The organism is Nocardia abscessus, from assembly GCF_015477775.1.
Classification (GTDB): Bacteria; Actinomycetota; Actinomycetes; order Mycobacteriales; family Mycobacteriaceae; genus Nocardia; species Nocardia abscessus_A.
In genome coordinates this window covers 188,908-215,311 of the sequence record NZ_JADLQO010000008.1, presented here as the reverse complement: position 1 = coordinate 215,311, position 26,404 = coordinate 188,908, and the positions used below count along the sequence as shown (strand labels likewise).

General features: G+C 69.9%; 33 protein-coding genes. 6 read left to right on the top strand and 27 right to left on the bottom strand.

Features of this window, described 5'->3' with window-relative positions; all coding sequences use genetic code 11:
- The gene (locus IU450_RS21580; RefSeq protein ID WP_043688762.1) at nt 1-435 is read left to right on the top strand and encodes a Fur family transcriptional regulator; all 435 of its coding nucleotides are present in this window, start codon (nt 1-3) and stop codon (nt 433-435) included.
- On the top strand, nt 405-572 hold the full coding sequence (locus IU450_RS21575) for a hypothetical protein (protein WP_195151541.1): 168 nt from the start codon (nt 405-407) through the stop codon (nt 570-572). The genes IU450_RS21580 and IU450_RS21575 overlap by 31 nt, the downstream gene beginning before the upstream one ends.
- A 298-nt stretch (nt 573-870) precedes the next feature.
- Here the strand turns inward: IU450_RS21575 and IU450_RS21570 are convergent, their stop codons facing one another.
- Nucleotides 871-1,842 (bottom strand): hypothetical protein, encoded by a 972-nt coding sequence (locus IU450_RS21570; RefSeq protein WP_195151540.1) that lies wholly within the window; start codon nt 1,840-1,842, stop codon nt 871-873.
- A gap of 102 nt (nt 1,843-1,944) precedes the next feature.
- On the opposite strand from IU450_RS21570, the gene IU450_RS21565 reads away from it, so the two are divergent.
- On the top strand, nt 1,945-2,562 hold the full coding sequence (locus tag IU450_RS21565; RefSeq protein ID WP_195151539.1) for a TetR/AcrR family transcriptional regulator: 618 nt from the start codon (nt 1,945-1,947) through the stop codon (nt 2,560-2,562).
- Between the two features lie 68 nt (nt 2,563-2,630).
- Here the strand turns inward: IU450_RS21565 and IU450_RS21560 are convergent, their stop codons facing one another.
- Nucleotides 2,631-3,044, bottom strand: coding sequence for a YbjN domain-containing protein (locus IU450_RS21560; RefSeq protein ID WP_195151538.1), 414 nt, complete (start codon nt 3,042-3,044; stop codon nt 2,631-2,633).
- A gap of 14 nt (nt 3,045-3,058) precedes the next feature.
- A complete protein-coding gene (locus tag IU450_RS21555) occupies nt 3,059-3,877 on the bottom strand; it encodes an isoprenyl transferase (RefSeq protein ID WP_043688759.1) in 819 nt (272 codons plus the stop codon).
- Between the two features lie 122 nt (nt 3,878-3,999).
- Between IU450_RS21555 and IU450_RS21550 the strand changes: the two genes are divergently transcribed.
- A complete protein-coding gene (locus IU450_RS21550; protein WP_195065370.1) occupies nt 4,000-4,380 on the top strand; it encodes a DUF1870 family protein in 381 nt (126 codons plus the stop codon).
- On the opposite strand, the gene recO is transcribed toward IU450_RS21550, so the two are convergent.
- The 8 genes from recO to IU450_RS21510 form a co-directional block, all read right to left on the bottom strand.
- Complete coding sequence (gene recO / locus IU450_RS21545; RefSeq protein ID WP_324197758.1) at nt 4,337-5,164, bottom strand: DNA repair protein RecO; 828 nt, start codon at nt 5,162-5,164, stop codon at nt 4,337-4,339. The two genes, IU450_RS21550 and recO, sit on opposite strands and share 44 nt — an antisense overlap.
- Nucleotides 5,165-5,533: 369 nt before the next feature.
- On the bottom strand, nt 5,534-5,734 hold the full coding sequence (locus IU450_RS21540; protein WP_195151537.1) for a DUF6186 family protein: 201 nt from the start codon (nt 5,732-5,734) through the stop codon (nt 5,534-5,536).
- Nucleotides 5,731-6,144, bottom strand: a complete 414-nt coding sequence (locus IU450_RS21535) for a hypothetical protein (RefSeq protein ID WP_195151536.1) — start codon at nt 6,142-6,144, stop codon at nt 5,731-5,733. The genes IU450_RS21540 and IU450_RS21535 overlap by 4 nt, the downstream gene beginning before the upstream one ends.
- Before the next feature lie 117 nt (nt 6,145-6,261).
- Nucleotides 6,262-6,867 (bottom strand): TetR/AcrR family transcriptional regulator, encoded by a 606-nt coding sequence (locus IU450_RS21530; RefSeq protein ID WP_195151535.1) that lies wholly within the window; start codon nt 6,865-6,867, stop codon nt 6,262-6,264.
- The gene (locus tag IU450_RS21525; protein ID WP_195151534.1) at nt 6,854-7,720 is read right to left on the bottom strand and encodes an alpha/beta fold hydrolase; all 867 of its coding nucleotides are present in this window, start codon (nt 7,718-7,720) and stop codon (nt 6,854-6,856) included. Before IU450_RS21525 ends, IU450_RS21530 begins: the two co-directional genes overlap by 14 nt.
- Nucleotides 7,721-7,803: 83 nt before the next feature.
- Nucleotides 7,804-8,391, bottom strand: coding sequence for a hypothetical protein (locus IU450_RS21520; protein ID WP_195151533.1), 588 nt, complete (start codon nt 8,389-8,391; stop codon nt 7,804-7,806).
- A gap of 169 nt (nt 8,392-8,560) precedes the next feature.
- Nucleotides 8,561-8,947 (bottom strand): DUF5955 family protein, encoded by a 387-nt coding sequence (locus IU450_RS21515; protein WP_195151532.1) that lies wholly within the window; start codon nt 8,945-8,947, stop codon nt 8,561-8,563.
- Complete coding sequence (locus IU450_RS21510) at nt 8,944-10,425, bottom strand: hypothetical protein (RefSeq protein ID WP_195151531.1); 1,482 nt, start codon at nt 10,423-10,425, stop codon at nt 8,944-8,946. The genes IU450_RS21515 and IU450_RS21510 overlap by 4 nt, the downstream gene beginning before the upstream one ends.
- A 408-nt stretch (nt 10,426-10,833) precedes the next feature.
- On the opposite strand from IU450_RS21510, the gene IU450_RS21505 reads away from it, so the two are divergent.
- Nucleotides 10,834-12,264, top strand: coding sequence for an amidase (locus IU450_RS21505; protein ID WP_195151530.1), 1,431 nt, complete (start codon nt 10,834-10,836; stop codon nt 12,262-12,264).
- Between the two features lie 6 nt (nt 12,265-12,270).
- Here IU450_RS21505 and era read toward each other — a convergent pair whose 3' ends face one another.
- The 6 genes from era to IU450_RS21475 all read right to left on the bottom strand — a co-directional run bounded on the left by era (nt 12,271) and on the right by IU450_RS21475 (nt 17,658).
- A complete protein-coding gene (gene era / locus IU450_RS21500; protein ID WP_195151529.1) occupies nt 12,271-13,188 on the bottom strand; it encodes a GTPase Era in 918 nt (305 codons plus the stop codon).
- Nucleotides 13,181-13,567, bottom strand: a complete 387-nt coding sequence (locus IU450_RS21495; RefSeq protein ID WP_195151528.1) for a cytidine deaminase — start codon at nt 13,565-13,567, stop codon at nt 13,181-13,183. Before IU450_RS21495 ends, era begins: the two co-directional genes overlap by 8 nt.
- Entirely contained in the window at nt 13,564-14,928 is a 1,365-nt protein-coding gene (locus IU450_RS21490; protein WP_195151527.1) for a hemolysin family protein, read from the bottom strand. Before IU450_RS21490 ends, IU450_RS21495 begins: the two co-directional genes overlap by 4 nt.
- Nucleotides 14,925-15,479: an rRNA maturation RNase YbeY gene (ybeY, locus tag IU450_RS21485; protein WP_195151526.1), complete on the bottom strand. Its 555-nt coding sequence runs from the start codon at nt 15,477-15,479 to the stop codon at nt 14,925-14,927. Before ybeY ends, IU450_RS21490 begins: the two co-directional genes overlap by 4 nt.
- A gap of 62 nt (nt 15,480-15,541) precedes the next feature.
- A complete protein-coding gene (locus IU450_RS21480; protein WP_195151651.1) occupies nt 15,542-16,603 on the bottom strand; it encodes a PhoH family protein in 1,062 nt (353 codons plus the stop codon).
- A 152-nt stretch (nt 16,604-16,755) separates the two neighbouring features.
- Nucleotides 16,756-17,658 carry a LysR family transcriptional regulator gene (locus tag IU450_RS21475; protein WP_195151525.1) on the bottom strand — a complete coding sequence of 301 codons (903 nt, stop codon included), beginning with the start codon at nt 17,656-17,658 and terminating at the stop codon, nt 16,756-16,758.
- 100 nt (nt 17,659-17,758) lie between these two features.
- Between IU450_RS21475 and IU450_RS21470 the strand changes: the two genes are divergently transcribed.
- Nucleotides 17,759-19,000: an MFS transporter gene (locus tag IU450_RS21470; protein ID WP_195151524.1), complete on the top strand. Its 1,242-nt coding sequence runs from the start codon at nt 17,759-17,761 to the stop codon at nt 18,998-19,000.
- 45 nt (nt 19,001-19,045) lie between these two features.
- On the opposite strand, the gene IU450_RS21465 is transcribed toward IU450_RS21470, so the two are convergent.
- The 10 genes from IU450_RS21465 to IU450_RS21425 all read right to left on the bottom strand — a co-directional run bounded on the left by IU450_RS21465 (nt 19,046) and on the right by IU450_RS21425 (nt 26,332).
- A complete protein-coding gene (locus IU450_RS21465; RefSeq protein ID WP_195151523.1) occupies nt 19,046-19,786 on the bottom strand; it encodes a 16S rRNA (uracil(1498)-N(3))-methyltransferase in 741 nt (246 codons plus the stop codon).
- On the bottom strand, nt 19,787-20,938 hold the full coding sequence (gene dnaJ / locus IU450_RS21460) for a molecular chaperone DnaJ (RefSeq protein ID WP_043721902.1): 1,152 nt from the start codon (nt 20,936-20,938) through the stop codon (nt 19,787-19,789).
- Nucleotides 20,939-21,089: 151 nt separating this feature from the next.
- A complete protein-coding gene (hrcA, locus tag IU450_RS21455) occupies nt 21,090-22,121 on the bottom strand; it encodes a heat-inducible transcriptional repressor HrcA (RefSeq protein WP_195151522.1) in 1,032 nt (343 codons plus the stop codon).
- Nucleotides 22,122-22,367: 246 nt separating this feature from the next.
- A complete protein-coding gene (locus IU450_RS21450; RefSeq protein WP_195151521.1) occupies nt 22,368-23,171 on the bottom strand; it encodes an alpha/beta fold hydrolase in 804 nt (267 codons plus the stop codon).
- A 102-nt stretch (nt 23,172-23,273) separates the two neighbouring features.
- A complete protein-coding gene (locus tag IU450_RS40620) occupies nt 23,274-23,399 on the bottom strand; it encodes a hypothetical protein (RefSeq protein ID WP_267470580.1) in 126 nt (41 codons plus the stop codon).
- A gap of 212 nt (nt 23,400-23,611) precedes the next feature.
- Nucleotides 23,612-23,761: a hypothetical protein gene (locus IU450_RS21445; RefSeq protein WP_195151520.1), complete on the bottom strand. Its 150-nt coding sequence runs from the start codon at nt 23,759-23,761 to the stop codon at nt 23,612-23,614.
- A 71-nt stretch (nt 23,762-23,832) separates the two neighbouring features.
- Complete coding sequence (locus IU450_RS39845; RefSeq protein ID WP_228834901.1) at nt 23,833-24,081, bottom strand: hypothetical protein; 249 nt, start codon at nt 24,079-24,081, stop codon at nt 23,833-23,835.
- A gap of 16 nt (nt 24,082-24,097) precedes the next feature.
- On the bottom strand, nt 24,098-24,313 hold the full coding sequence (locus tag IU450_RS21435; RefSeq protein ID WP_195151519.1) for a hypothetical protein: 216 nt from the start codon (nt 24,311-24,313) through the stop codon (nt 24,098-24,100).
- A gap of 221 nt (nt 24,314-24,534) precedes the next feature.
- Nucleotides 24,535-25,743, bottom strand: coding sequence for a radical SAM family heme chaperone HemW (gene hemW / locus IU450_RS21430; protein ID WP_195151518.1), 1,209 nt, complete (start codon nt 25,741-25,743; stop codon nt 24,535-24,537).
- 181 nt (nt 25,744-25,924) lie between these two features.
- On the bottom strand, nt 25,925-26,332 hold the full coding sequence (locus IU450_RS21425) for an SgcJ/EcaC family oxidoreductase (protein ID WP_195151517.1): 408 nt from the start codon (nt 26,330-26,332) through the stop codon (nt 25,925-25,927).
- Nucleotides 26,333-26,404: the final 72 nt, after the last annotated feature.

Here is a 26,404-nt window from a genome sequence, read left to right as displayed (position 1 = left end):
GTGCCAGACAACACGGCCGCTCCGCAGAAACCGGTCGGTATCCGCAGCACCAGGCAGCGCAGCGCCATCGCCGCGCTGCTCGGTGACATCGATGAGTTCCGCTCCGCCCAGGACTTACACGACGAGCTGCGCAAACGTGGCGAGGGAATCGGGCTGACCACGGTCTACCGGACGCTGCAGTCGCTGGCCGACGCGGGCATGGTGGATGTGCTGCGCACCGACTCCGGCGAGTCGGTCTACCGGCAGTGCTCCACCGGCCACCATCACCACTTGGTGTGCAGGCATTGTGGCCGCACCGTGGAGGTGGAGGGTCCGACTGTGGAGGCGTGGGCCGAGGCGATCGCGCACGAGCACGGCTTCACCGAGATCAGCCACACCCTCGAGGTGTTCGGCACCTGCACGACATGCGGGACGGCGCGCCGACGCAACGGGTGATCGCTCCGCTGCCCGGCGCATCCGGTCAACGCGGAGTGGTCCCCTCCCCCGGCACCGGCCCCTACACGGTGACCTACAACGCCCAGAAGCAGGAGGGCGCCGCGACCGCACCCACCCTGACGTTCACCATCGGCTGAATCCCCCTGAGCCTTTCGCCGGGCATCGCGACGACGAAACGTCTGCGATGCCGACCGAGTCCTTCCAAGTCCGGCGACCTGCCCGCGGGCCCGAGGAGGCGGAGCAGGCGGCGTTGCTCGACGCCGCGACGCGGCCCGTGGTCGGCCGAACCGTGCCGCGGAGTTCGCCATCGCGGCACGTGAGAGCGACCCGGCGCCGCACGGCGGCCGGGTCGCTCACAGGCGGCGGATGTGGGTCGCCTTCCACACCGACGGCGGCCCGCGCTCTTCCGAGGGCGGGCCGCCGCGGTGACCGAATTCAGCTGACCGGCACCGGGTTCCGCGTCGGAGCCGGAGTGTCGGCCGGACGACCGCGCAGCGCGCCCGCGCCGAGCAGTGCGAGCGCGGCGGCGCTCCAGACCAGCAGCACCACCAGCGGGCCGGTCGCGGCGGCGCCGTCGAAGAACGCGACCGAGCGCAGCAGCGACCCAGCGGCTCCAGGCGGCAGCAGCTGTCCGACGGCGCCCCACGGCTGCGGCAACAGCTCGGGCGCCGAGGTGGCCGCCGAGAACGGATTGCCGATCAGCAGCATGGTGAGCGCGGCGATGCCGATGCCGGGTCGCCCGAGCACGGCGGCGAACCCGACGACCGCGCCTGCGACCGCGAACGACACCAGTCCGGCGACCGACGCGAGCACCAGGTACGACCCGGGCACCACCGACATCCAGCCCTGAATGATCGCCATGCTGAGCAATCCGCCGACGACACCGAAGGTGACCAGCCCGATCACCCTGCCGCCGATCGCGGGAATCAACAGGGCCAGCAGCACCCCGGCGGCGATACCGGACATCACCAGCGGCAGCACCATCGCACCGAACGCGGCGCCGCGCGGATCGTCCGAGTCGGCCGCCACCACGTCCTCGACCCGGGCGGCGGGCGCGCCGGAGAGCTGCTGCCCGATCTGGGTGAGCTGTTGCGCCACAGCGGGACTCGCGCCGGAGGCGACCAGCACGCGCGGGGGCCCGTCGCCGGTGACGATGGCCCCGTAGACCTCCCGGTCCTCGATCGCGACGCGGGCGGCGGCCTCGTCCGCGGGGGTGCTGATCTCGAAGGCGCCCGGACTGTGCTCGGCGAGCTTGCCGGTGACCATCGCGGCCTGCGGACCGGTGACGGCCAGCGGCAGGTCACGGGGTTCGATGTTGGCGGCCGGCCAGGCGAACGCGATCAGCATCAGCGCCTGAAGCAGGGCGGCGCCGAGACCGAGAGCGAACGCCCGCTGCGTGGTGTTCATGGCCTACTCCTAAAAATCGAATGCTCGTTCTTTTTAGTTGCGCCTACCGTCGCACGCGACCTCTCGGTTGTCAAGAACGGATATTCGTTTTATTTTTGGACCATGCCCCGAGTCAGCGAAGAGCACCTCGAACGCCGCAGGCAACAGATCCTGGACGGCGCGCGGCGCTGCTTCACCCGCAAGGGGTTCTACGAGACCTCCATGCAGGACGTGTTCGCGGAATCCGGACTCTCGGCCGGGGCGGTGTACCGCTACTTCAAGAGCAAGGACGAGCTGGTCACCGCGCTCGCCACGGAGACGACGGTGTCGCTGCGCATCGCCATGGACCAGGCGATAAGTCGCGACCCGCTCCCCACGCCCGCCGAACTGATCACCATGATCGCCGAGGAGGTGGTGCGGCGCAGCGGGCCCGACGGGCCGGTGCGGCTGGCGCCGCAAGCCTGGGCGCTGGCCCTGGTGCATCCCGGCGCGGCGGTGATGGTCCGCGAGACGATGATCGCGATGCGCGCGCTGTGGGTGACCTACGCCGAACGCATGCGCGACAAAGGCTGGCTACCCGAAGACGCCGACGTCGACGCCGTGGCCAAAGCGATCATCGGGCTGCTACCGGGGTTCATCCTCCAGCACCTCATCCTCGGCGACCTCGACCCGCAGACGCTGGCGCGCGGCGTGCGCACCCTGCTCCCCTACGGTGAAACGACTCACACGGACATCGGCTGATCCGGCCGTCACAGCAGGCCTGCGCACGCGGGCCGGACTCGGGACCGACGCGGTGGTGGTCGCCGAAGTCAGGGCAGTAGCAGCCCTTGCCTGGCTCGGCCCGCGTTGGACAGCACGAGCAGCAGCATCGTGGTGAGGGCCTGGTCGTCCAAGCCCGCGGCGGGGAAGGTGTAGCGCAGGATGACGTCGGCGAGCCGGCCACGGCCGATCACGGTCAGCGAACCGAATTGCAGCGCGTTGTTGCGCTCGGCCACACGCTTGTGCAGCTGCGGCTTCAGCGGACGGTCCCAGGCCAGCACACAGGTGAGGCTCACCACGTCCAAGCCGGGCGCCAGGTTCACCGCGCGCAGCGAGCACAGCGCGCCCTCGTACTCGAATCCCAGTGACCCTTCGGGGTCGACGCGCACGTCGATGCCGTAGCTCGACAGGCAGGCTCCGGCCCGTGCCTGCAGCTCCTGATCCGGGGTCACCGCTGCGTCCATGTCCGTGCCGCCGTTCACTTGGTGCCGCCGAAACGGCGGTCCCGCGAAGCGTACTGCAGACATGCCTCCCACAGGTTGCGCCGATCGAAATCGGGGAAAAGCGTGTCCTGGTAGACGAATTCGGCGTAGGCCGACTGCCAGATGAGGAAGTTGGAGCTGCGGAATTCGCCCGAGGGGCGCAGGAACAGATCCACATCCGGCATGTCCGGTTCGTCCAGGTACTTCGCCACCGTCGCCTCGGTGACCTTCTCCGGATCGATCTCCCCCGCCGCCACCCGGCGCGCGATCTCCCTTGCCGCGTCGGCGATTTCGGCGCGGCCGCCGTAGTTGACGCACATGGTCAGCGTCATCACCGTGTTGTCCTTGGTGAGTTCCTCGGCGATCTCCAGTTCCTTGATCACACTGCGCCACAGGCGCGGGCGGCGACCCGCCCAGCGCACCCGCACGCCCATCTCGTGCATCTCGTCGCGGCGGCGGCGGATCACGTCACGGTTGAAGCCCATGAGGAAGCGCACTTCCTCGGGGCTGCGCCGCCAGTTCTCGGTGGAGAAGGCGTAGGCCGACAGCCACTTCACGCCGATCTCGATGCAGCCCTCGACGGTGTCCATCAGCACCGCCTCGCCGCGCTCGTGCCCGGCGGTGCGGGGCAATCCGCGTTCCTGAGCCCAGCGCCCGTTGCCGTCCATGACGAGCGCCACATGGCTGGGCACCAGTTCCGGCGGCAATTGCGGCGGTCGAGCTCCCGACGGATGCGGCGAGGGCGGGCGGACGGCGCCCGCGGGCTTGAGCTCGGTCGCGGTAGCGGAGTCTCGGCGGAGGATCACGGCCTCCATACTGCCCGATCGCCGCCGCTGCCCTGCCGCCGCGTTGCTTCCTGAGGAATTCCCCAGTTCCCACCGGCGCCGGTGACTTATTCTTTTTCCTAATCGTGATACTGGGGAGGGGTTTCTCGGACGTGACCGATTTACCAGGCACCGGAACGGCGGCAGGTTTCCGGGCCACTCGCGAATTACTCGGCCTCCCGGTTCCTTGGTGCGCGCGATTCTTCGCGGTCGCGGAGCGCACTGTCGAGCGATGGGAGAAAGGGGCCTTCCAGATTCCCGACAGCGTGGCTCGTGAACTCGCCGCGCTGGCCGACGAGACCGAGCAGGTGGTCGAGGCGATGGTCGAGGCCATCGACGCCGGGGAGATCTCACCCCGCCTGCACACCTACCGCACCAACGACGACTACGCCAAGCACGAGCCGGACACTCGCTACCCGGCCACCTGGCACCGCGCGGTGTGCGCCCGCGTCATGAGCGAGCTGCCCCAGGTAGAGCTGCAATTCGTGGAGTAGGCGGCGCGGGCTGGGGACGGACTTCCTCCGGACGCGCCCTTTCCTGCGGCGCCCCGGACCGCTCGATCAACGGCAGGGTGCGCAGCTGACGTTCCAGATGCCACTGCAAATGCGCCGCGACCAGCCCGCTGGCCTGCCTGCGCACCGTGTCCGGCGTCGTCTCGACGCGCTCCCAGTCCCCGCGCAACAACGCGACCAGCAGTTCGAGCACTCCGGGGCCGGGCGTCGCCGCGCCGGGTGGGCGGCAATGCACGCACACCGCGCCACCAGCCGCGACATGGAAAGCCCGATGCGGACCCGGCGTCGCGCACTTGGCGCATTCGTCCAAAGCGGGCGCCCAGCCCGCGAAACCCATGGCGCGCAACAGGAACGCGTCCAGGATCAGTTCGTGCGGCCGCTGCTTGGCCGCGATCGCGCGCAGGGCGCTCGCGGTGAGCGCGTGCAGCCGGGGCGCGGGCGCGTGTTCCTCGCCTGCCAGGCGTTCGGCGGTCTCCAGCACGGCGCACGCGGTGGTGTAGCGCCCGTAGTCGTCGATGATGTCGGCGGCGAACGCCTCCATCGTGTGCACCTGGGTGACGGTCTCCAGCGTGCGCCCCGGATACAGCTGCACGTCGATGTAGGAGAACGGCTCCAACCGGGCCCCGAACCTCGACTTGGTGCGCCGCACCCCCTTGGCGACCGCGCGCACCAGACCGTGCTGCCGTGTGAGCAGCGTGACGATGCGATCCGCCTCACCCAGCTTGTGCTGGCGCACCACTACCGCCTCGTCCCGATACAAACGCACGTGCTCAGCTTAAATGCCGCGACTTCGTCGCGGCGTGTTCGCGGCCCCTTTGTGGCTCGCGTTTGCGCGGCCGCCGCTTGCTCCTTCGTCGCGTACGCGGCGGCCGCGCAAACGCGAGCCGGGCCGCGAACGGCGCATGCTCGGTCTCGCTTCGCTCGAAACCTGGGGTTGGGGTGAGCCGGGGGCGTTGTGAGCCGGCGCGTTGGTGTCCGGGCCCTGGGGCCTGGGCTCCGGGCTCCGGGCATACTGCATGGGGCATGGGGCATGGGGCATGGGGCACGCGACACGCGGTTCGGCGTGGCCGAGTGGGCTTCATCGCCGGGCAGCAGCGGCAGACCGCGCAACGTGAGGGCGGTTCGGTGTGCGGGGTCACCGCGCCAAGAAGTGCCAGCCGAGCCACGCCCACACCAGCACGGCGGTGATCTTCGTGGTCCGGGTGCTGGTCAGGTACACGATCGTCTCCCCCAGAGACGCGACCTGATCCCGGCGCAACCGTGTGACCGCGGCCGCGGCCAGCGCAACTGCCAAGAGCAGGCAGAACCCGGTGATGACTATGGCCCGGTCGCTCATTTCGACACCAGCCACCACCCGGCGCCCAGCCACATGAGCCATCCGGCGAAACGCAGCGGCCACTGTTCGAGCGCCGGATCCAGCAGCGTGGACAAGCTCGGGTGTTCTCGGCTCGGCTGGTTCAGGGCGGGCTGCCGCAGCAGTGCGTAGACCTCCCATGCCGATGCCGCGACCAGCAGCGCCGACCACACAGCGACCCCGTGCCCGAGCCGGGTGGTGCGCGCAGGCCGCTCGATTCGCACGCGGAAGGCCAGCACCAGCGCGCCCAGCGCCGCTACCGCCACGATCGCGGTCGCCGGCCAGCTGAACGGCCGGGTCGCGGCACCGGACACCGCCAGCACGAGACCCACGGTCAGCAGCGTCACGCGCCACCGAAATCGACCTGCCGACCATGCCGATTGCTCCGTCATATGCGCAGGATAAGGCCCTGAATGGCCGGAGCCGGGCAGGCAGGCACCGCAACATCCGATCGAGCGGCGCTATCGATCCGTCGCCGAAGTCGACGCGCGCCCGGCGCAGGCGAGCCGTCAGCCGCTGGTGCGCAGGAGGCCGGAGATCAACAGCAGCACCGACTGCTGGGTCTGCGCACGCGCGAGGTCGCGGTCGGTCGCGTGCGCGACGATCAGGGCTGCCTCGCTGACCACGCTGACCACGAGTTGGGCGAGGACGGGAACGGGGGCGTCGGCGATCAACCCCGCGGCGCGGGCGCGCTCGAGCTGTGCGGTGATCAAGCCGAGGCCGTGGGCGGACTCGAATTCGCGCCAGGCCTGCCAGCCGAGCACGGCGGGAGCGTCGGTGAGGGCGATCCGCAGCATCGCGGGGCGCTGGCAGATCTCCAGGAACAGGCCGAGCCCCGCGGTCATGCCTGCCATCACGTCATCGGAGTCGACCGCGGCGATGGCCTTTTCGATCTCCTCGGTGGTCTCGACTTCGATCTGCTCCAGCACCGCGAGGAACAGGCCGCGCTTGTCGCCGTAGTGGTGGTGCAGCGCGCCCCGGGTGACCCCGGCCTCGGTGACCAGCTCTTCGGCCGAGGTTCCCGCGAAGCCGCGCTCGGTGAACAGGCGGCGTCCCGCCTGTTCGAGCGCGGCTCTGGTCGCCCGAGAGCGGTCTTCCTGGCTACGGCGTGGCATGCAGCCGAGTGAACTCCAGAATCGATTCGGTGAGCAACTCGGGCTGGTCTTCCGGAAGGAAGGTGTAGGAGTCGTCGATGAGTTTCAGTGTCGCGTTCGGCAGATCACGAGCCAGGCGTTCGGCGAACGACACCGGGAACAGCCGATCCTCACGCGCCCAGGCCAGCAGCACCGGGATGTCGACCTCGCCGAAGTGGCGCGCGGCCTCCAGCGTGTACCGGCGATGCGCCGACTTCAGGAAGCGCCGCAGATCTTTGCGGATCGCGGAGGAGTTCCGGCTCGGCAGCAGGTAGGAGTCGACGATCTCCGGCGGGACGGGCCGCTTGGTGACCCAGCCGAAGGCCAACGGCAGCCGGTGCAGCGCCCGGATGCGCAGCAACTCGGTCACCGGCCGCAGCGAGCCGGGAACCTCGGCCAGCAGTGGCAGCATGGCGAACGGCTGCGGCAGGAAGCCCTCGTAGCTGTCCACCGAGGCGAGGACGACGCGGCCGATCCTGGACCGGTCGCGAGTGAGCAGCACCTGGGTGATCGCGCCGCCGGTGTCGTTGGCGACCAGGGTGACGTCGCTGAGGTCGAGACGCTCGAGGAACGCGGTGATCAGGTCCGCCACGCCGACCGGAGTCAGCTCCGCGTCCGGCACCGGGATCTCGTGCGAGCCGAGCGGCAGGTCCGGCGCCAAGCAGCGGTATCCGGCTGCCGCGACGGCGGGCACCACCTTGCGCCAGAGATCCGCGTTGACGAGCAGGCCGTGCACGAAGACGACCGGAGCGCCCTCCCCCGTCTCGTGGTAGCGAATGCGGCCGCCGGGCAGGTCCACCTCGCGAGTGCGCCCGAGTGATGTGCTTGTTGCCATGAGGTCCTCCCGGTCCCGAACGAATACATCCACCCTTACATACATACGGTATGTATGTCTATAGGTGGACGTTTCGCCCGGCCCTAGCGGATGACCGCGTCGACGATGACGTCGTTGCGGACGATGTAGTAGCCGGAAAACATCCGCACCGATCCGTCGGTCTGGCGGGCCGACAGCTCGATATGCACGATGTCCCCACTCTCCGAAGTGATCCGCACCGTCTCGTGCGCGGTCGTCGAAAGACCTGCCACGAAGTGCTCGTAGCTCGTATCCAGGTTCCGACCGCCCAGTTCCCACGCGCGGCCGTAGTCCCGCCGATTGATGGCGTCGAAGTACGCCGTGACGGTCCGCGCCGGACCGCTCGCCGGGGCCTGCGTGGTCGTCGTCGTAGAGCGCGCGCTGCTGCGCGAGGGCGTTGTCGCGGCGGCGCGGGCGCCCGTGCGCGACGGCGTGGTCGTCACGGTGCGGGCGCCTGTGGTCGTCAGCGCGAGTCCGACCGCCGACGGCCCCTGCTCGGCCGTCGGCTTGTCCCCGGGAGCCACGACCAGCACCACCGCCACCGCTACGGCGGCGGCGAGCAGAACTCCGCCCGTGATGACGGCGGGGTTCCGGCGAGGTGGGGCGCCCTCGACCGGCGGCGTCCGATTCGGCGGCCGCACCAGCGCGGCCACGCTCGCGCCGCACCTGGTGCAGAATCGCCCCGCCCCGCCGCCCGGCTCGTGCCCACAGCTCCAGCACACGCCCGCGCCGCACGCGGTGCAGTGCCGCTGCCGCCCGCCGGCCAGCGGTTCCCGGCATCTCCAGCAGTTCGCCATGGATGACCCTCGCACCACGCAGTGCTCAGCCGAGGACGGCCTTGACCGCGATTTCCAGCGCGCTCACCACAGCGGCGAGCGAGGCGATGCCAGCGACCGACCGCCCGACCGCGTGCAGGAAACCCGAGAGCACCAGCCGGTTCGGCCGTTCTTTCGCCGCCTCGGCCACCGCCTGCCGCGTCGTGTCCTCGACCAACTGCCGGTCCGGCAATTCCGCGTCGTACCGGCTGATCCGATCGAGCAGATCGTCCAGGGCGGAACGCAATTCGGCCACGGTTTGCGGAACCGGGATCGCGGCTGCCCCGGCGGTGGTGTTCGACACCGTGCCGTCACGGCCCGCGACGACGGACCCGCTCAGATTCGCGCCCCCACCGATGGAAACTCCGGTATTACTGCCGACATTCTTGTTCATTCGCTTTCCCTTCTGCGCAGTGGACTATTTCTCGATGATTCGGCGGGTGCGGAAGCGACCCGCGCGGAAGCGCCGCCGATAGCGGAATTCAGCAGATTGGCGTCGCCGTTGATCGTTACGCTGCTGTTGATGATCTGCTCGCCACGGCGAATCAGTTCGTCCGGATCGACATTTCGTTCGGTCAGGAACTCCGCCAGCGTCTCGAAGATCTTCTTCTCGACCGTCTTGGTGAACATCTCCTGGTCGAGCAGCTGGAAGTAGCGGTGGTAGCGGATCGAGCGGCCACGCCGGTCGACCCGCAGATCGCCCGCCGCCTCGCGGACGCTGATGAGCGCGCCGTGATCGAACGTGAACACCTGGCTGATCTCACTCACTTGACGGGCGTGCTTGCGTTCCCTGCGGAAATCGCCGAGCAGTTGCCGGACGGCGTCCGGCACCGCGTGCCAGTAGGTCCGGGGCAGGCTCCGGAGGCTGCGCCAGGCCAGGCGCAGCACCTGTGACGGTTGCGGGCGCAGCAGCAGATCATCGATCTCGTGGTAAACCTGCCGCAACGGCGGCAGGGCGCAGTAGTTCGCCTCCACGAACAGCGATGACGTGCTCACGGCGAGGCGGACGAACGCGGTCCACACCACCTCCCCGCCCCAGCCGACCATCTCCGCGGTCAGATAGGGACGCGCCCGGTCCTCTGGGGACGTCATCAACGCCTCGATCGTCGTCTCCGGGACGCGATCCACCGGCCTGCCGGTGGGATCCGGCAGGAATCGCCCGTCGTGGTGGATATCCCCGCCGTTGACGAACAGCCGGTTGTAGACGTTCAGCCGCATGTCGAGCTGTGTGATCTCCTTGCGGAGACGTTCGTTCAACTCGACCGCGGTGAACGGCCGGACCGGCTCCTGATCCGATCCCGGCCTGGTGATGTCCAATGCCATCGACCACGCCGACAGCGGCCAGCCGTGACCGAGGAACGGCTGGTAGCCGTGATACGCCGTCACATTGCCGTCGGAATAGGCCGCCACGTGCTCGATCTGTTGCCGGACCGAGGCCTTGCGCGGTGTCGGAGCCGCCGAGGAGCGAAACGTGCCGCGCCGCAACGAATTCGCCGCCCCGCCCCAGCGCGCGATGCACCCTTCGCCCCAGACGGCGAGCCACCCGACGAACAGAGCCCCCAACGACAGCGGCGACAGCAAGCGGGTCGGATCGAGGACCATGAGCAGGCCCAGCGGCCCGGCGTCGAAATCGGCTGCGGCAAGCTGGTTCCCGACGACGACCACCATCGTCGCGATCATCACCAGATTGCGCGCGAGCTGCCGCTCCCGGGCGGCCACCGCGTGCTTCGCCACCGCGACGAGATCGACACCCGGCGACCGGGCCACCGATCGCAACGGTTCCTCGAGCACCTTCTCGACGACCTCGGAGGCCAGCGCGCTGTCGAAATGAACCGCGGCGCAGAGATAGCGGGTCGCTTCTTCCCCGCGCACCGCACCGGTTTCACCGGTCTCCCTCGACGCTTCCGCTGACTCCGTTCCGCGCGACCGCGCACCACAGTTCCCACAGAACGTGGCGTCTTCGGGATTCGATTGTTCGCATTCTGGGCATCGCACAGGACGAGCCAAGCATTCGGTCAGCATCCGGTCTACGAAAATGCCTGCGCTGTACCAACTCTGATCCACACCACGCCGGATGAGTGCAATTCACACCTCGACCCGACCTCGGTGAGCAAGATCTTGCACGGCGGGCAATCGAGTTCCCGCCAACTCGCGGGTGCGCACGGGGCTGTTCGCCCACGGAATCGACGGACCGGGCCCGCATCCGCGTTTGAGACACATTATGGACGCTTGACCAGTTGGCCGCTACGGTTGATCGAAATCGAACGACAGGGAGTTGACATGACCGTGTCCGATCCGACCCGGCTGCCGCCCGACACCCGCGAGCTGGGGCTGGCCGAATCGGCGGCCGCGATCGCGGGCGGCGCGATCACGTCGGCCGCGGCCGTCGGCGGCGCACTGGACCGGATCGACGCCGCACAGGACACGCTCAACGCCTTCCGGGTCGTGCGACGGGAACGTGCGCTGGCGGAGGCCGCCGACGCCGACCGGCGGCTGGCCGCTGGGGAACGGCTGCCGCTGCTGGGCGTGCCCGTCGCGGTGAAGGACGACACCGATATCGCGGGCGAGCCGACCGCGTTCGGGTGCGGCGGCGACTTCGCGCCGAAGACCGAGGACGCCGAATCGGTCCGCCGCCTGCGCGCCGCGGGCGCGGTGATCGTCGGGAAGACCAATACCTGCGAGCTCGGGCAGTGGCCGTTCACCAGCGCCGCGTGGTTCGGGCACACCCGCAACCCCTGGGACCGCACCAGGACGCCGGGCGGCTCCTCCGGCGGGGCTTCGGCGGCCGTCGCGGCCGGATTGGTCCCCGCCGCCCTGGGTTCCGACGGCGCGGGCTCCATCCGCATCCCCGCGGCGTGGACGAACCTGGTCGGCATCAAGCCACAGCGCGGACGGATCTCCACCTGGCCGGAGGCCGAGGCGTTCTACGGGCTCACGGTGAACGGGCCGCTGGCGCGCACCGTCGCGGACGCCGCGCTGCTGCTGGACGCGGCGGCCGGGCCGCACCCCGGTGACCTGCACACACCGGCCCCGATCACCGCCTCGGACGCTGTCGGCCGTGACCCTGGCAGATTGCGCATCGCCCTGTCGCTGCGGATTCCGTTCACCGCGACCAGAACCGCGCTCGATCCCGAAGTCGAGCAAGCGGTGCGGCGCACCGCCGACACGCTGCGCGGTCTCGGGCACACCGTGACCGTGGCCGACCTGCACTACGGCGTGATGATCGGCGCCTCGTTCCTGCCGCGTTCGCTCGCCGGGATCCGGCGGGTGTACCACCGGACGCCCGGCCTGCGGGTCGATCCTCGTACCGCCGCCAACGCCCGGATCGGGCGGGTGCTCGACGGCCCCGCCCTCTACGCGGCACGGCAGCTGGAACCCTTGCTGCACAGGCGAATCGGCCACTTCTTCCGTGACTACGACGTCGTCCTCGCACCGACCACCGCGACCGCGCCGCCGCGGGCCGAGGAGATCGACGGCATCGGCGTCAACGCCACCAACAACCTCATCACCGCGGCCTGCCCCTACACCTGGCCGTGGAACGTCCTCGGCTGGCCGAGCGTCAACGTCCCCGCCGGGTTCACCGACGCCGGCCTCCCCGTCGGCGCCCAGCTGATGGGCACGGCGAACTCCGAACCCCTGCTGATCTCCTTGGCCGCCCAGCTCGAATCCGAACTCCAGTGGCAGCGCCACCGCCCCACCCCGTGGTGGTGAGCGCGGTCAGAAGCCGAGTTTGCCGAGTTGCTTCGGGTCGCGCTGCCAGTCCTTGGCCACCTTCACGTGCAGGTTCAGGTAGATGCGGGTGCCGAGGATGTGCTCGATCTGGTTGCGGGCGTTGGTGCCGACTTCCTTCAGCCGGGAGCCGCCCTTGCCGATGACGATGGCCTTCTGGCTGGGGCGCTCGACGTAGAGCAGGGCGTGCACGTCGAGCATGTCCTCACGCTCCTCGTAGGGCAGGACCTCCTCGATGACGACGGCCAGCGAGTGCGGCAGTTCGTCGCGCACGCCCTCCAGCGCGGCTTCGCGGATGAGCTCGGCCATCAGCGTTTCCTCGGGCTCGTCGGTGAGCTCGCCGTCGGGGTAGAACGCCGGTCCCTCCGGCATCTTCGAGGCGATGACGTCGACGAGGACCTCGACCTGCTCGCCCTTGACCGCCGACACCGGCACCACGTCGGCCTCCGGGCCGAGCAGTTGGGAGACGGCCAGCAGTTGCTCGGCGACCTGGTCGCGGCTCACCTTGTCGATCTTGGTGACCACGCCGAGCAGCGTCGTCTTCGGCGCCATCTGCTTGATCTGCTGCACGATCCAGCGGTCACCCGGACCGATCTTCTCGTCGGCCGGGATGCACAGCGCGATCACGTCGACTTCCGAATACGTGTCGCGGACGAGGTCGTTGAGGCGCTGCCCGAGCAGGGTGCGCGGGCGGTGCAGGCCGGGGGTGTCGACCAGGATCAGCTGCGTGTGCTCGCGGTGCACGATGCCGCGAATCGTGTGCCGTGTGGTCTGCGGACGCGAGGAGGTGATCGCGATCTTCGCGCCCACCAGCGCGTTGGTCAGCGTCGACTTGCCGGTGTTCGGGCGACCGACGAAACAGACGAACCCGGAACGGAATTCGCCCTTCTCCCGCGCGTCAGCCACCGCGGACCTCGCCCGCGTCGGCGCTCACCGCGTCCACCGCGTCGGCGGAGTCGTCGACGATCTCGAACACCGCGCCGTCGCGGTCGGTGAAGATGATCCGCGCCTCGGCCGAGACCTCACGCACCGCGGTGACACCGAAGTCGGACAAGCGCCCGCCGACCACCACGGCCGCCTCGAATCCCTCGGCGCCGCTGGACAACGCGGCGGCCACCGCGGCTTGCAGCGCCGTCAGCCGCAGCGCGGTCAGCGTGACCTCGCCAGCGGCGTAGGTGCGGCCGTCGGTGTCACGGATCGCCGCTCCGCTGGCCCCGCCGGTGCGGCTCAGCGCACCGCGGGCCAGCACGACCAGTTTGTTGTCCTCGGCGTCCAGTTCGGTCATTCGGTGTCTCCGTCCTCGTCGCGATCGGCCGGGATCTCCCGTTCCGATCCGTTGGCCTTGCGCTTGCCATTGGGATTGTCGCCGTTGGTCTTCCCGGCGGGGACCTTCTCGCGCGCTTTGCGTACAACTACGGTGTTCACCCGCATCCGGCCCCGCGCGTCGGCTCCGCCTTCGCCGCGCAGCACCAGCCCGTGGACCACGACCTTCGACCCCGGCAGCGGCACCCGGCCCAGCTCGTGGGCGAGCAGGCCGCCCACGGTGTCCACGTCCTCCTCCTCGATCTCCAGCCCGTACAGCTCGCCGAGATCCTCCACCGGCAGCCGGGCCGAAACCCGGTAGCGACCGTCGCCGAGATCCTCGATCGGCGGGGTCTCGTCGGTGTCGTACTCGTCGGCGATCTCACCGACGATCTCCTCGAGCACGTCCTCGATGGTCACCAGACCCGCGATTCCGCCGTACTCGTCCACCAGCAGCGCCATGTGGTTGCGCCTGCGCTGCATCTCGTCCAGCAGGCTGTCCAGCGGTTTGGAGTCGGGCATGAACACCGCGTGCCGCATCACCTCGCGCACCCGCACCTTGCGGCTGCGATCGGCATACGGCACAAGGTCTTTCAGATAGACCACGCCGAGGATGTCGTCGACGTTCTCGCCGATCACCGGGATCCTGGAATGCCCCGACCGCACCGCGAGCGACATCGCCTGCGCCGCGGTCTTGTCCGCCTCGATCCAGACCATCTCGGTGCGCGGCACCATCACGGCACGCGCCGGTGTGTCGCCCAGTTCGAAGACCGACTGGATCATGCGCCGTTCGTCGTCGGCCACCACGCCGCGCTCACCGGCCATCTCGACCACTTCGCGCAGCTCGATCTCGGAAGCGAAGGGGCCGTTGCGGAAACCCTTACCCGGGGTGATCGCGTTGCCGACGAGGATCAGCAGCCTGCTCAACGGACCGAGCAGTGCGCCGATGAACTGCAGCGGCAGCGCCGCGGCCAGCGCGATCGAGTACGCGTGCTGACGACCCAGAGTGCGCGGGCCGACGCCGATCACCACGTAGGACACCAGCGCCATCACCAGCGCGGTGACCAGCAGCGCCCAGTTCTTCCCCCAGACCGTCATCAGGCCTGCCGCCAGCAGCACGGTGGCGCCGATCTCGCACAGAATCCGCAGCAGCACCATGAGATTCACGTAGCGCGCCCGGTCGGCGACGATGCGGGTCAGCCGTATCGCCCCGGGCCGGTCGGCACGCACCAGGTCATCGACGCGGGCGGGCGAGATGGTGTTCAGGGCGGAATCCACACCGGCGAACACCCCGCCCACCGAGACCAGCAGGACGGCGAGCAGAACGAGGGTCAGGGAATTCACGCGGAGCCCAGGGAGTCACCCGGTGTGGTGAAGCCCGCCTTGCCCAGCAACCGTGCGTCGCGCTCGGCGAGTTCGGCGCGCCGCCGTGCCTCGCGCAGGCTCTCGTACCACTCCTCGAGCAGCCGGGCCTGCAGCGCGAACATCTCCTTCTCCTCGTCCGGCTCGGCGTGGTCGTAGCCGAGCAGGTGGAGGACGCCGTGCACGGTGAGCAGCGCGAGCTCGTGGTCCAGCGCGTGCCCCGCCTTGCGCGCCTGTCCGGCGGCGAACTCCGGGCACAACACGATGTCGCCGAGCATGGACGGGCCCGGTTCCGGGCTGTCGGGCCGTCCGCCCGGCTCGAGCTCGTCCATCGGAAAGGACATGACGTCGGTCGGACCGGGCAGGTCCATCCAGCGCATGTGCAGGTCGGCCATGGTGTCGAGATCGACGAGCACCATCGACAGCTCCGCGGCCGGGTGCACGTCCATCCGGGCGATCACGAACCGCGCGACGCTGACCAGCTCTTCTTCGGGCACGTCGATACCCGACTCGTTGGCGATCTCGATGCTCACCCGAACAGACTACGATCCCGGCGATCGCGTCGCCGGAGCGGAGCCCCGCCCGGCGAAACGAATTACCGCCGGTCCGCCCGGCTCGCCGCGCGGCGCTGCGCCCGATTGCCGCCGTAATGCGGGGCGACCGGGGGCCGCGTCTCCGATTCGAAGCGGTCGTAGGCGTCGACGATGTCCGAGACCAGCCGGTGGCGGACCACGTCACTGCTGGTCAGCTCCGCGAAGTGGATGTCATCGATCTCGGTGAGGATCTCGCTGGCCGCGCGCAGACCCGACCGCGCGCCGGTCGGCAGATCGACCTGGGTGACGTCACCGGTGACCACGATCTTCGATCCGAACCCGAGACGGGTGAGGAACATCTTCATCTGCTCGGCGGTGGTGTTCTGCGCCTCGTCGAGAATGATGAACGAGTCGTTCAGCGTGCGGCCGCGCATGTAGGCCAGCGGCGCGACCTCGATGACGCCGGCCGCCATCAGCTTCGGAATGGCCTCCGGATCCATCATGTCGTGCAGCGCGTCGTAGAGCGGGCGCAGGTACGGATCGATCTTCTCGTTCAGCGTGCCCGGCAGGAATCCGAGCCGCTCCCCCGCCTCGACCGCGGGACGGGTGAGGATGATCCGGTTGACCGACTTGGTCTGCAACGCCTGGACCGCCTTGGCCATGGCCAGATAGGTCTTGCCGGTACCGGCGGGGCCGATGCCGAACACGATGGTGTTGGCGTCGATCGCGTCGACGTAGCGCTTCTGGTTCAGCGTCTTGGGCCGGATGGTCTTGCCCCGCCGGGACAGGATGTCCAGGCTGAGCACCTCCGCGGGAGACTCGCTGGAGCCCTCGGTGAGCATCGAGACGGTGTGCCGCACCGCCTCCGGAGTCACCACGCGGTTGCGGCCGGTGAGCGCGACCAACTGCTCGATGACCCGCTCGGCGAGCGCGACGTCGGCCGCCTTGCCGGTGAGGGTCACGGAATTACCGCGGACGTGAATGTCCGCGTCGAGCAGCGTTTCCAGTTCACGGAGGTTCTGGTCGGCCGAACCGAGGAAGGGGAACACGGATTCGGGAGCGAGTTCGATACTCGAGCGCACGGTGCGCGCTGCGGGACCCGAACCGTTGTCGCCGGCGCCGATGCCCGCCGCTGGGGTGGCCGGGTCGCCGATCTCGCCTTGTGTTCTCAAAAGTGGCTATAGCCTGCTTTCCGGTCTCGACTGCTGTATGGAGAGAAGTTTAACGCGCCCCACCGACACCGCCCAGTGAATATGCCGCCGACCGGCCCGGTTCCTCACGGGATTCCATCACGTCGCCGCGCCCGATCCTCGACGAAGTCACGAAAACGGCGCACCGCGTCCGACGGCGTCGCCGAGGCGGGCCAGATCAGCCCTACCGCGCGAGCGGCACCCGCGTCCGTCAGCGGCACCGTCACCGGGCCCGACAGCGGCCCCGTGGACGGCGGGTCTTCGCCCGGCAGGATCGCCACCCCCAATCCCGCGGACACCAGCCCGGCCACGGTGACCAGATCGCTCGACTCGAACGCGATTCTCGGCCGGATATCCGCGGCCGCGCACAGTTCGTCGAAGATGCGCCGCATCCCGAATCCGTGGTGCATGGTGACGAACTGCGCGTCGGCCACTTCGGCGAGCCGGACCTGCCGCCGCCCGGCCAGACGGTGTTCCGGCGGCACCGCCAGGACCAGCGGCTGTCGCAGCACGGTGCGCCAGCCGACGCCGGTGACGGCCGGACGAGGCGAGACGAGGCCGAGATCGGCATCCCCGGCCAGCACCCGCTCGGTCACCGCCTCGGCCGCCCCTTGCCACAGCGTGACCGTGATCCGCCCGGAGACGCGCCGGAAGCCGCTGATCAGCTGCGGCACCAGCGAACCGCCGAAGGAGTGCTGGAAGGACAGGCGCACGACGCCCCCGGCCGGATCGGAGCGATCGGCGATGGCCTGTTCCGCCGCGTCCAGCTCGGCCTGCGCGCGGCGGGCGTGTTCGTAGTAGATCCGGCCGAACTCGTTCAGGCTGATCCGCTTGCCGTGCCGGTCGAACAGTTCGACGCCGACCCTGCGCTCCAATCGGGCCAGCATGCGCGACAGGGTGGGCTGCGCGAGGTGCAACCGATCCGCGGCCGCGCCGACCCGTTCGAGTTCGGCGAGTGTCGTGAACCACTCCAGATCCTCGCCCAGCATTGCCCTACCTCCCTATATGCGTCTGCCGCATCAATTTACCTCTCATTATTCATTTCCTTTCCTAAGCCCGGGCGCAGACGCTGAAGCAAAGGAGGAAGCCATGAGCACGAGACAGAGCGCGCCGACAGCGGGGGCCACCCATGAGCGCAGGATCACCCTCGCGCTGTTCGCGGCGGGTCTGACGACCTTCGCGTCCATGTACAGCGCTCAGGCGCTGCTGCCGAGTCTCTCGGCCGCGTTCGGCGTGGCGCCGGCGAAGGCGGCGCTGGCGGTGTCGCTCACGACCGGCTTCCTCGCGCTGGCCATCATCCCGGTGAGCGCGCTCTCCGCGCGGCTCGGCCGGACCGAGGTGATGACCGGTTCCGCCGTCGCGTCGGCGGCGATCGGCCTGCTGCTGCCGCTGAGCCCGTCGCTGGAACTGCTGCTCGCCGGACGAGCGCTGCAAGGCATCGCGCTGGCCGGCGTGCCCGCGGTGGCGATGGCCTACCTGGCGGAGGAGATCGACGGGGAAGGGCTGGGCGCCGCGATGGGCATCTACGTGGCGGGCACCACGATCGGCGGGCTGGCCGGTCGGTTGATTCCGGCGTTCACCTTGGACCTGGCGTCCTGGCGCTGGGCGCAGGCGGCAGCCGCGATCGCCGCCGCGGGCTGCACGGTGTGGTTCGTCCGGTGGCTGCCGCCGTCTCGCGGCTTCGTCCCGCGGTCCGCCGGTATCCAGACGATGCTCGGCGATCTCGCGAGCCAGCTGCGTCATCGCGGGTTGCTCGCGCTGTTCGGGCTGGCATTCGTCCTGATGGGCGGGTTCGTCTCGATGTACAACTACCTCGGCTACCGGCTCACCACGGCGCCGTTCGCATTACCGGAAGCGCTGGTGGGGCTGGTGTTCGTGCTGTATCTGGCCGGTACGGCGGCATCGGCGGCGGCCGGGCGGCTGACCGATCGGATCGGCAGGCCGCGGGTGCTCACGGTGTCGCTCGGCGTGATGACGATCGGGCTCGTGGTGACCGTTCCCGACCATGTCGGCACCGTGCTGCTCGGCGTATTGCTCTACACCGCGGGATTCTTCGGGGCGCACACCGCGGCGAGCGCATGGGTGGGCGCGATGGCCCGGGGCAACCGGGGCGCGGCGTCGTCACTGTATCTGTTCGCCTACTACCTCGGCAGCGCGCTGGTCGGCGGCGCGGCGGGCCTCGCCTACGCCCGTGCGGGGTGGCTCGGATTGGCCTGCGGTATCGGATTCCTGTTGGTCATCGCGGTGGTGCTGCTGTGGGTATCGCATCGGTCGCAGCGCCACGCGGAGCACACCCGCAGCATCGCGGTAGCGGTTCCTGTCGAGGTCTGACCGCGTCCACCTGCCGACGCCGGGTGGACCCGCCCTCGGGGGCATTCACCAACGCGGGGTCAGCGCGCCGAGCGCGCCGAGCGCGACCGTTGCCGCGGTGGAGGTACGCAGAACCGTCGGGCCGAGCAGGGTCACTTCCGCACCCGCCTCGGCCAAGGCGGCCAGTTCCGCGTCGTCCAGCCCGCCTTCCGGGCCTACCACGAGGACGATCGCGGTGGCCTCGGCGAAGGGCAATCCCGCGAAGCGGGCGGAGCCGGACTCGTGCAGCGCCGCGATGACCGCGCCGTCGGCCTTCGCCGTACGGACCAGCTCCAGCAGGTCCTTCGTGCGGTGCAGATCGGTGACCGCCGGGATGTAGGCCCGCCGGGACTGCCGAGCGGCCGAGCGGGCCGCGGCTCGCCACTTGTCGACCCCCTTGGCCGCTTTGCCCTCCCAGTTCGCGACGCAGCGCGCGGCCTGCCACGGGATGATGGTGTCCGCGCCCGCCTCCGTCATCAGCTCGACCGCGAGTTCGGAACGATCGGATTTCGGCAGCGCCTGCACGACGGTCACCGGCGGCGCCTGCGGAGCCGCCAGCACCCGGTTGCGCACCGCGAGTTCGAGCCGGTCGCGTTGCGCGGCGACGACTTCCGACTCGGCCAGCACACCGCGCCCATCGGAGAGGGTGATCGGCTCGCCGACCCGGATGCGGCGCACCGTGGCGGCGTGCCTGCCCTCCGGGCCGTCCAGCACCGCGACCCCGCCCGGCTCGGGCACCTCGTCGAGGTAGAAGACCGTCGCGGCCACCTAGCGCCCGCTGAACGAGGCCCGCAGCCGCGCGAACAAGCCGCTGTTGTGCTCGGACTGTGCCGACATCACCTCGGCGCGCTCGCGCTCGCGCATTCCCTTGTACTTGCGCAGCAGCTCGGTCTGCTTGCTGTCCAGCTTGGCCGGGATCACGATGTCCAGGTGCGCGAGCAGGTCACCGCGTGCGCCGGAGCGCAGCCGCGGCATACCGTGACCGCGCAGCACCGAGATCTCGCCGGGCTGGGTGCCCGGCGGAATGGTCAGCTCGGTCGGACCGTCGAGGATGGTGTCGATCACGACGGTGGTGCCCAGCGCCGCGTCGACCATCGGCACCCGGATGGTGCAGTGCAGGTCGTCGCCGTCCCGGACGAACACGTCGTGCGGCTGCTCCACGATCTCGACATACAGGTCACCCGCGTGACCGCCGCCCGGGCCGACCTCGCCCTGCGCGGCCAACCGCACCCGCATGCCGTTCGCCACACCGGCCGGAATCGGCGCGGCGATCTCGCGGCGCGCCCGCACCCGGCCGTCGCCGCCGCACTTGTGGCACGGGTCCGGGATGGTCTCGCCCGCGCCACGGCAGGTCGGGCAGGGGCGCGAGGTCAGCACCTGGCCGAGGAAGGACCGCTGCACGGACTGGACCTCGCCCGCGCCGCCGCAGGTTTCGCAGCGCACCGGCTTGGAGTTGCCGTTGGTGCCCGAGCCCTGACAGATGTCGCACAGGATCGCGGTGTCCACGGTCAGGTGCTTGGTCACGCCGACCGCGCACTCGGCCAGGCTCAGCCGGGTGCGGATCAGCGAGTCTGCGCCCGGCTGGACGCGACCGCGCGGCTTGCGCGCGCCGGTCGTGCCGCTCATCCCGCCGAAGAACGCCTCGAAGACGTCGCCGAGCCCGCCGAAGCCCGCGCCGTTGAAGCCGGCTCCGCCGCCGCCCGATTCCAGCGGGTCGCCACCCATGTCGACGATGCGCCGCTTCTCCGGATCCGACAGCACCTCGTAGGCGGTCGATACTTCCTTGAACTTGGCCTGCGCCGCCTCGTCGGGGTTGACGTCGGGGTGGAGCTCACGCGCCAGCTTGCGGTAGGCCCGCTTGATCTCCTGATCGGTCGCGTTCTTCGCGACGCCGAGCAGTCCGTAGTAGTCCCGTGCCACTTTGAGTTCTCTAGTCCTTGGTCGTTCTCGACGGTGCCGCCGGTGCCGCGCCGCGTAGGAAGCGCGCCGACAACAGCATTAGTCTCGTGCACTCAACTTTATCCGCCCGAAGGGTCGAGCGTAGCAGTGGCGTCGCCGACCGGGTTTCCGGTCAGCGCTCGGCGAGGACCTCGCCGATATAGCGGGCCACGGCCGCCACCGAGGCGATCGTGCCCGGGTAGTCCATCCGGGTCGGGCCGAGCACCCCCATACCGCCGAGCACCGCACCCGCCGCGCCGTAGCCGGTCGACACCACCGAGGTGCCGCGCATCTGCTCGACCTGCGTCTCCTCGCCGATGCGCACCGTAACCGTTCCCGGCTGCTGCGCCGCGGCGAGCAACTTGAGCACGATCACCTGCTCCTCCAGCGCCTCCAGGACAGCGCGCAGCGAACCGGGGAAACCGAAGTCGGCGGCGTTGCGGGTCAGGTTGGCGGTGCCGCCGAGCACCAACCGCTCCTCCGGGTGCTCCACCAGCGTCTCCACCAGCACCGTGGACACCCGCACCAGCACGTCGCGCAGCCGCACCGGCGCGTGCTCGGGCAGTTCCGCGACCGCCGCCGAAGCCATGGCCAGCCGTTTGCCGTCCATCGCCCCGCCGAGCATGCCGCGCAGCGCGGCCAGATCCTCGTCGTCGATCACCGCGCCGAGTTCCACCAGACGCTGGTCGACCCGGCCGGTGTCGGTGATCACCACCAGCAGCAGGCGCGCCGGATTGAGGGCCACCACCTCGATGTGCCGCACCGTGGACGCCGACACCGTCGGGTACTGCACCACCGCGACCTGCCTGGTCAGCTGGGCCAGCAAGCGAACGCCGCGGCGCAGCACGTCGTCGAGGTCGACGCCCGACTCCAGGAACTCCATGATCGCCCTGCGCTCGGCCGGCGACAGCGGCTTCACCTCGGAGATCCGGTCCACGAACTGCCGATAGCCCTTGTCGGTGGGAATGCGGCCGGAGCTGGTGTGCGGCTGCGTGATGTAGCCCTCGGCCTCGAGCACCGCCATGTCGTTGCGCACCGTCGCGCTGGAAACACCCAGATTGTGCCGCTCGACCAGCGTCTTCGACCCGATCGGCTCCTTGGTCGCGACATAGTCCGCGACGATCGCGCGCAGGACCTCGAAGCGCCGATCCTCGGTGCTCGACATCGGCCCCACCTCCTCGCTTGCGTCTCCGGTCGCGCCGTACCCGGCGCAGGACGCCCCGCGCCCACGACCCGATGCGGGCGAATCACGGTTCGTCTCTTTATCCAGTCTAATTGTCGAAAGGCGAATCGCTCGCCCACAACGCTCCCCGGGACGGCGGGAGGGCCGTGACGCACCGGCCCGGAAACCGCCGAGTGGGACGTGACCGTGCGGTCGGTGGACCCACGATCACCCCGCTCGGTGCGGCGATCAGCGCGCAGCCGCGGCTTCGAGCACCGCTACCGCGGCGTCGGGCCGGGAGACCAGCGAGGCATGCGAGGCGTCGATCTCGCTGGTTCGCGCCCCCATGCGCTGGGCCATGAAGCGTTGGGAGGACGGGGGGATCACCCGGTCGGCCCCCGAGACCAGATACCAGCTCGGGGTGCCGGACCACGAGGGCGGCCCGGACGGTTCGAGATTGGCCTTCACGGCGATGGAGTGCTGATGGGCGAGCAAAACGGCAGCGGTCGCCGGATCGACGTCCTGGGCGAAGACGGCATTGAAGCTGGCGGGAGCGAGATAGCCGTCCACGTTCCTCCCCGCGATCCCCGTGGCGTCGTCGACGACCATCACCTGCAGCGCGGGCGGCAGCAGCTGGCTGCCCGGGAAGCGGATCGGGTCGAGCGCCTGCTGGGCCACCTCGCCCTGCACCGGCGCGAAAGCGGAGATGTAGACCAGGGATTCGACCTTCGGATCGCGCACGTTGCTGATCACGAAACCCCCGTAGGAATGCCCCGCCAGCACGACCGGACCACTGATCGTGTCCAGCGTGCGCTGCACGGCCGCGGCGTCGTACGCGGGGCCGCGCAGCGGGTTCTCCGGCGTCACCACGCGATAGCCGCGTTCGCGCAGCACGGCGGCCACGCCGTCCCAGCTGGTGGAGTCGGCGAAGGCGCCGTGCACGAGCACGATGGTGGGCAGGGCCTGGGCCTGCGCGGACCCGGCCGAGACGGTGGCGGCGAGTGCGACGGCGAGCGCCGCCAATGCGCCGCGCAGACTGCGCTTGTTCGTCATCGGATGTCTGTCCTCCTCAGTTCGTCGCGAAGTCCAGCAGATCGGCATCGAACGCCTTCTCGTAATCGCCACAAAGGCCGTGCGGAGCGCCGGGATACATCCTCAGCAGTGCTCGCGGTAGAACGTCGCCGTCTCGGCGCCCGCGGCGGCGAACGGCACGATCTGGTCTTCGTCGCCGTGCGACCAGCAATATCGATGCTCGGCAGCGCGGCGACGAAAACCGGGCATGGAAAGGATCCCCGATCCCACCTACAGCAAACTCTGTGCAATCCCACTGCGGCGTCTCCGCAGACCGTGCACGACTATCATCAGACGCCGCTTCACCGCTGCCGCCTGCGGAGAACCGCGATCGTACCCTGTCGATCGACGTTCGACAGCGTGTGACGGGCAACCGCCGTGACCAGGGTGCAGGACAGACCGCACTACCGGCTGGTGGCCGGTCACATCGTCCAGCTGACCGCCGACGCCGACGCGCTCAACGCCGACCCGGCGGCCGCGCTGTCCGGCTGCGCCGGCATCGAATTGATCCGGAGCCTGCTGTCGTCGGCGAGCAGCGACGACGGCAATGGTCCCGTCGTCCCGACCGACATCCCGCTGTCCCGGATCCGCGCCTACGCCCGGCGCAACCTGACCGATCCCGACCTCGGCACGAACAAATCGCCTAGGCGCACAACATGTCGGTCCGGCGGCTGCCGAGGTCTGCGCGAACGCGGGATACAGCCTCGAACAGTGGATCATCAGCCAGCAGCTGGAGAAGGTGCGCGGCGATCTGGCGCAACCGGATCAGAAGCACCGGACGATCGCGATGATCGCGCGACGCTGGGGTTTTCGCGATCCGAGCCATTTCGCCCGGCGCTTCGCGCCGCCTACGGACTCTCGCCCCGGAATGGCGCAGGATCACGCTCGCCACGGACGAGCCGTAGCGGTCAGCCGCGATCGGCGGTTCTCGCCTGTTTGCCCGCGAGGGCGTCGAGGCCGAGCATCGCCAGCAGCGACTCGCAGTCGGTGGCGTTCTGCGCGTAGCTGGCCACGGTGCGGGCGGCGACGGCGCACTGGCGCGCATTCTCCGCTTTCTCCGCCGCTCGCGCCTCCGCGAATTCGCCCGGTTCATGGATAAGGGTGATGTGCCGTGCCGACGCCATGAGTCTCCTTGGGGGTTGGTCGCAGACTACGCGGCCGGTCGGCGCCGCGTTACCGGAATCGGAGGGGCGGTTCGCGCAACCACCGAAGCCACGGGCCGGAATCGGACCGATGCGGCCGGGCGCGGGACCGCCCGCGGCACCGGTTGCGCCAGTGCTGTTTCCGGAGGGGTCGTGCCCGAATCGCCAGGTCCGATCGCGTTGTGTCGCGCGCGCCGGGTGGTTCATCCGAGCAGTTCGCGGACGACGCCGTCGGCGAGGAGACGGCCGCGGTCGGTGAGCACGAGCCGATCGCCGTCCGAACGCACGGCGAGGCCGTCGGCGACCACGCGGTCGACCGCGGGGACGGCGGAAGACGCCAGGTCGGTCAGGGGCAGGCCGCTGCGCAGCCGGACGGCGAGCATGATCCGCTCCATGTAGCGCTCGTCCGCGCCGAGCGCCTCCCAGCCCGCGGCGGGCAAGCCGCCCGCGCCGACTCGATCCGCGTACCGCGCGGGGTGCTTCACGTTCCACCATCGCACGCCGCCGACATGACTGTGCGCACCCGGCCCGGCGCCGAGCCAGTCACCGCCGTCCCAGTAGCCGAGGTTGTGCCTGCACACCGCGGCGTCGCCCGCCGCCCAGTTCGACACTTCGTACCAGCCGAGCCCCGCCGAACGCAGGCGCGCGTCGATGCGCTCGTACCGGGCGGCGAGCACGTCGTCGTCGGGCGCGGGCAGTTCGCCGCGGCGCACCCGCCGGGCCAGCGCGGTGCCGTCCTCCACGATCAGCGAGTAGGCCGAGACGTGGTCTACCCCCGCGTCGAGCACCGCGTCCAGGCTGGCGTCCAGGTCGGCGTCCCGCTCGCCCGGCGTCCCGTAGATCAGGTCCAGGTTGACGTGGTCGAAGCCGGCGGCGCGCGCCTCTCGGGCGGCGGCCACCGCACGGCCGGGGGTGTGCGTGCGGTCGAGCACCCGCAATACGTGCTGCGCGGCGGACTGCATGCCCAGCGACACCCTGGTGAACCCGGCCGCCCGGATGCGCTCGAAGAATTCCGGCGAGGTGGATTCCGGATTGGATTCGGTGGTGACCTCGGCCCCGGCAGCGAGGGTGAACTCGGTGCGCACGGCGTCCAGCACCGCGGCGAGCCCGTCGCCGCCGAGCAGCGAGGGCGTCCCTCCGCCGACGAAGACGGTGGCCACCTCGGGCGTGGAACTCGGCAACGCGGCGAACTCCCGCGCGGCGGCGGCCAGCTCGCCCCGCAATGCGGCCAGCCACGACTGCGGTGAGGCCGACGTGCCGAGTTCCCCCGCGGTGTAGGTGTTGAAGTCGCAGTAACCGCAGCGCGTGGCGCAGAACGGCACGTGCACGTAGATGCCGAACGGCCCGGCGCCGAAATCGCGCAGCACCGGCGCGGAGGTGTCGGTGCTGGCAGACGCGGCGGAAGAACTCACCTGTCCAGTGTGAACGCCGCCGGGAACGCGCCGACGCCCGGGACTCCACAGCGCCCCCACAACCTCCTATCGCCGGTTCCGGTCATATGGCGCCCACAACTGTCGTGGTCTGTCGATCACGACACCCGACGGCCCACCGGATCGCGGGCCCGGCAGGCCGTCGGGGCGAACGACGACGGCTTCAGTCCGCCACGACGGGGGTGTTCTGGTTGGCGGTGAGCAACCAGCGGCCGTCCTCCTTGGACATCACGTACATCGGGGTGCCTTCGCTGGCCAAGGCGCCGTCCGGGGTGAAATAGCGCTGGCGCACCTTGACCGCGGCCACATCGGGGCGGATGAACAGGATGTGCTCGATCTCGTAGGTCGCCGTGCCGTGCGCACTCGCTCCCGGCAGCACTCCGGCGGTGAACTCGGCGATGGCGGCGCGTCCGAAGAGGCGTTTGCCGTGGCCGGTGGTCCAGATCGCGTCCGCCCGGAACAGCGCGGCGAATTCGTCGACGAGTTCGTTCTGCTGGACGTGCTGGACGCGCGCGACCACCGCGCGGATGGCCTCGATCTCGGCGGCGGTGTCGGCAACTGTGGTACTCATGGCGACGAGCTTGCTACCTCGACCGCGCTCGAGGTCAAGCGGCGTGCGAGGCATCACAGCCGCCGATGCGGC

Bases quoted from the DNA above. Each gene is read 5' to 3' on its own strand.
- IU450_RS21575 (WP_195151541.1), top strand. From the start codon at position 405: ATGCGGGACGGCGCGCCGACGCAACGGGTGATCGCTCCGCTGCCCGGC.
- IU450_RS21570 (WP_195151540.1), bottom strand. From the start codon at position 1,842: ATGAACACCACGCAGCGGGCGTTCGCTCTCGGTCTCGGCGCCGCCCTG.
- IU450_RS21565 (WP_195151539.1), top strand. From the start codon at position 1,945: ATGCCCCGAGTCAGCGAAGAGCACCTCGAACGCCGCAGGCAACAGATC.
- IU450_RS21560 (WP_195151538.1), bottom strand. From the start codon at position 3,044: ATGGACGCAGCGGTGACCCCGGATCAGGAGCTGCAGGCACGGGCCGGA.
- IU450_RS21555 (WP_043688759.1), bottom strand. From the start codon at position 3,877: ATGGAGGCCGTGATCCTCCGCCGAGACTCCGCTACCGCGACCGAGCTC.
- IU450_RS21540 (WP_195151537.1), bottom strand. From the start codon at position 5,734: ATGAGCGACCGGGCCATAGTCATCACCGGGTTCTGCCTGCTCTTGGCA.
- IU450_RS21535 (WP_195151536.1), bottom strand. From the start codon at position 6,144: ATGACGGAGCAATCGGCATGGTCGGCAGGTCGATTTCGGTGGCGCGTG.
- IU450_RS21530 (WP_195151535.1), bottom strand. From the start codon at position 6,867: ATGCCACGCCGTAGCCAGGAAGACCGCTCTCGGGCGACCAGAGCCGCG.
- IU450_RS21525 (WP_195151534.1), bottom strand. From the start codon at position 7,720: ATGGCAACAAGCACATCACTCGGGCGCACTCGCGAGGTGGACCTGCCC.
- IU450_RS21515 (WP_195151532.1), bottom strand. From the start codon at position 8,947: ATGAACAAGAATGTCGGCAGTAATACCGGAGTTTCCATCGGTGGGGGC.
- IU450_RS21505 (WP_195151530.1), top strand. From the start codon at position 10,834: ATGACCGTGTCCGATCCGACCCGGCTGCCGCCCGACACCCGCGAGCTG.
- IU450_RS21495 (WP_195151528.1), bottom strand. From the start codon at position 13,567: ATGACCGAACTGGACGCCGAGGACAACAAACTGGTCGTGCTGGCCCGC.
- IU450_RS21475 (WP_195151525.1), bottom strand. From the start codon at position 17,658: ATGCTGGGCGAGGATCTGGAGTGGTTCACGACACTCGCCGAACTCGAA.
- IU450_RS21470 (WP_195151524.1), top strand. From the start codon at position 17,759: ATGAGCACGAGACAGAGCGCGCCGACAGCGGGGGCCACCCATGAGCGC.
- hrcA (WP_195151522.1), bottom strand. From the start codon at position 22,121: ATGTCGAGCACCGAGGATCGGCGCTTCGAGGTCCTGCGCGCGATCGTC.
- IU450_RS21450 (WP_195151521.1), bottom strand. From the start codon at position 23,171: ATGACGAACAAGCGCAGTCTGCGCGGCGCATTGGCGGCGCTCGCCGTC.
- IU450_RS40620 (WP_267470580.1), bottom strand. From the start codon at position 23,399: ATGCCCGGTTTTCGTCGCCGCGCTGCCGAGCATCGATATTGCTGGTCG.
- IU450_RS21445 (WP_195151520.1), bottom strand. From the start codon at position 23,761: ATGTCGGTCGGGACGACGGGACCATTGCCGTCGTCGCTGCTCGCCGAC.
- IU450_RS21435 (WP_195151519.1), bottom strand. From the start codon at position 24,313: ATGGCGTCGGCACGGCACATCACCCTTATCCATGAACCGGGCGAATTC.
- IU450_RS21425 (WP_195151517.1), bottom strand. From the start codon at position 26,332: ATGAGTACCACAGTTGCCGACACCGCCGCCGAGATCGAGGCCATCCGC.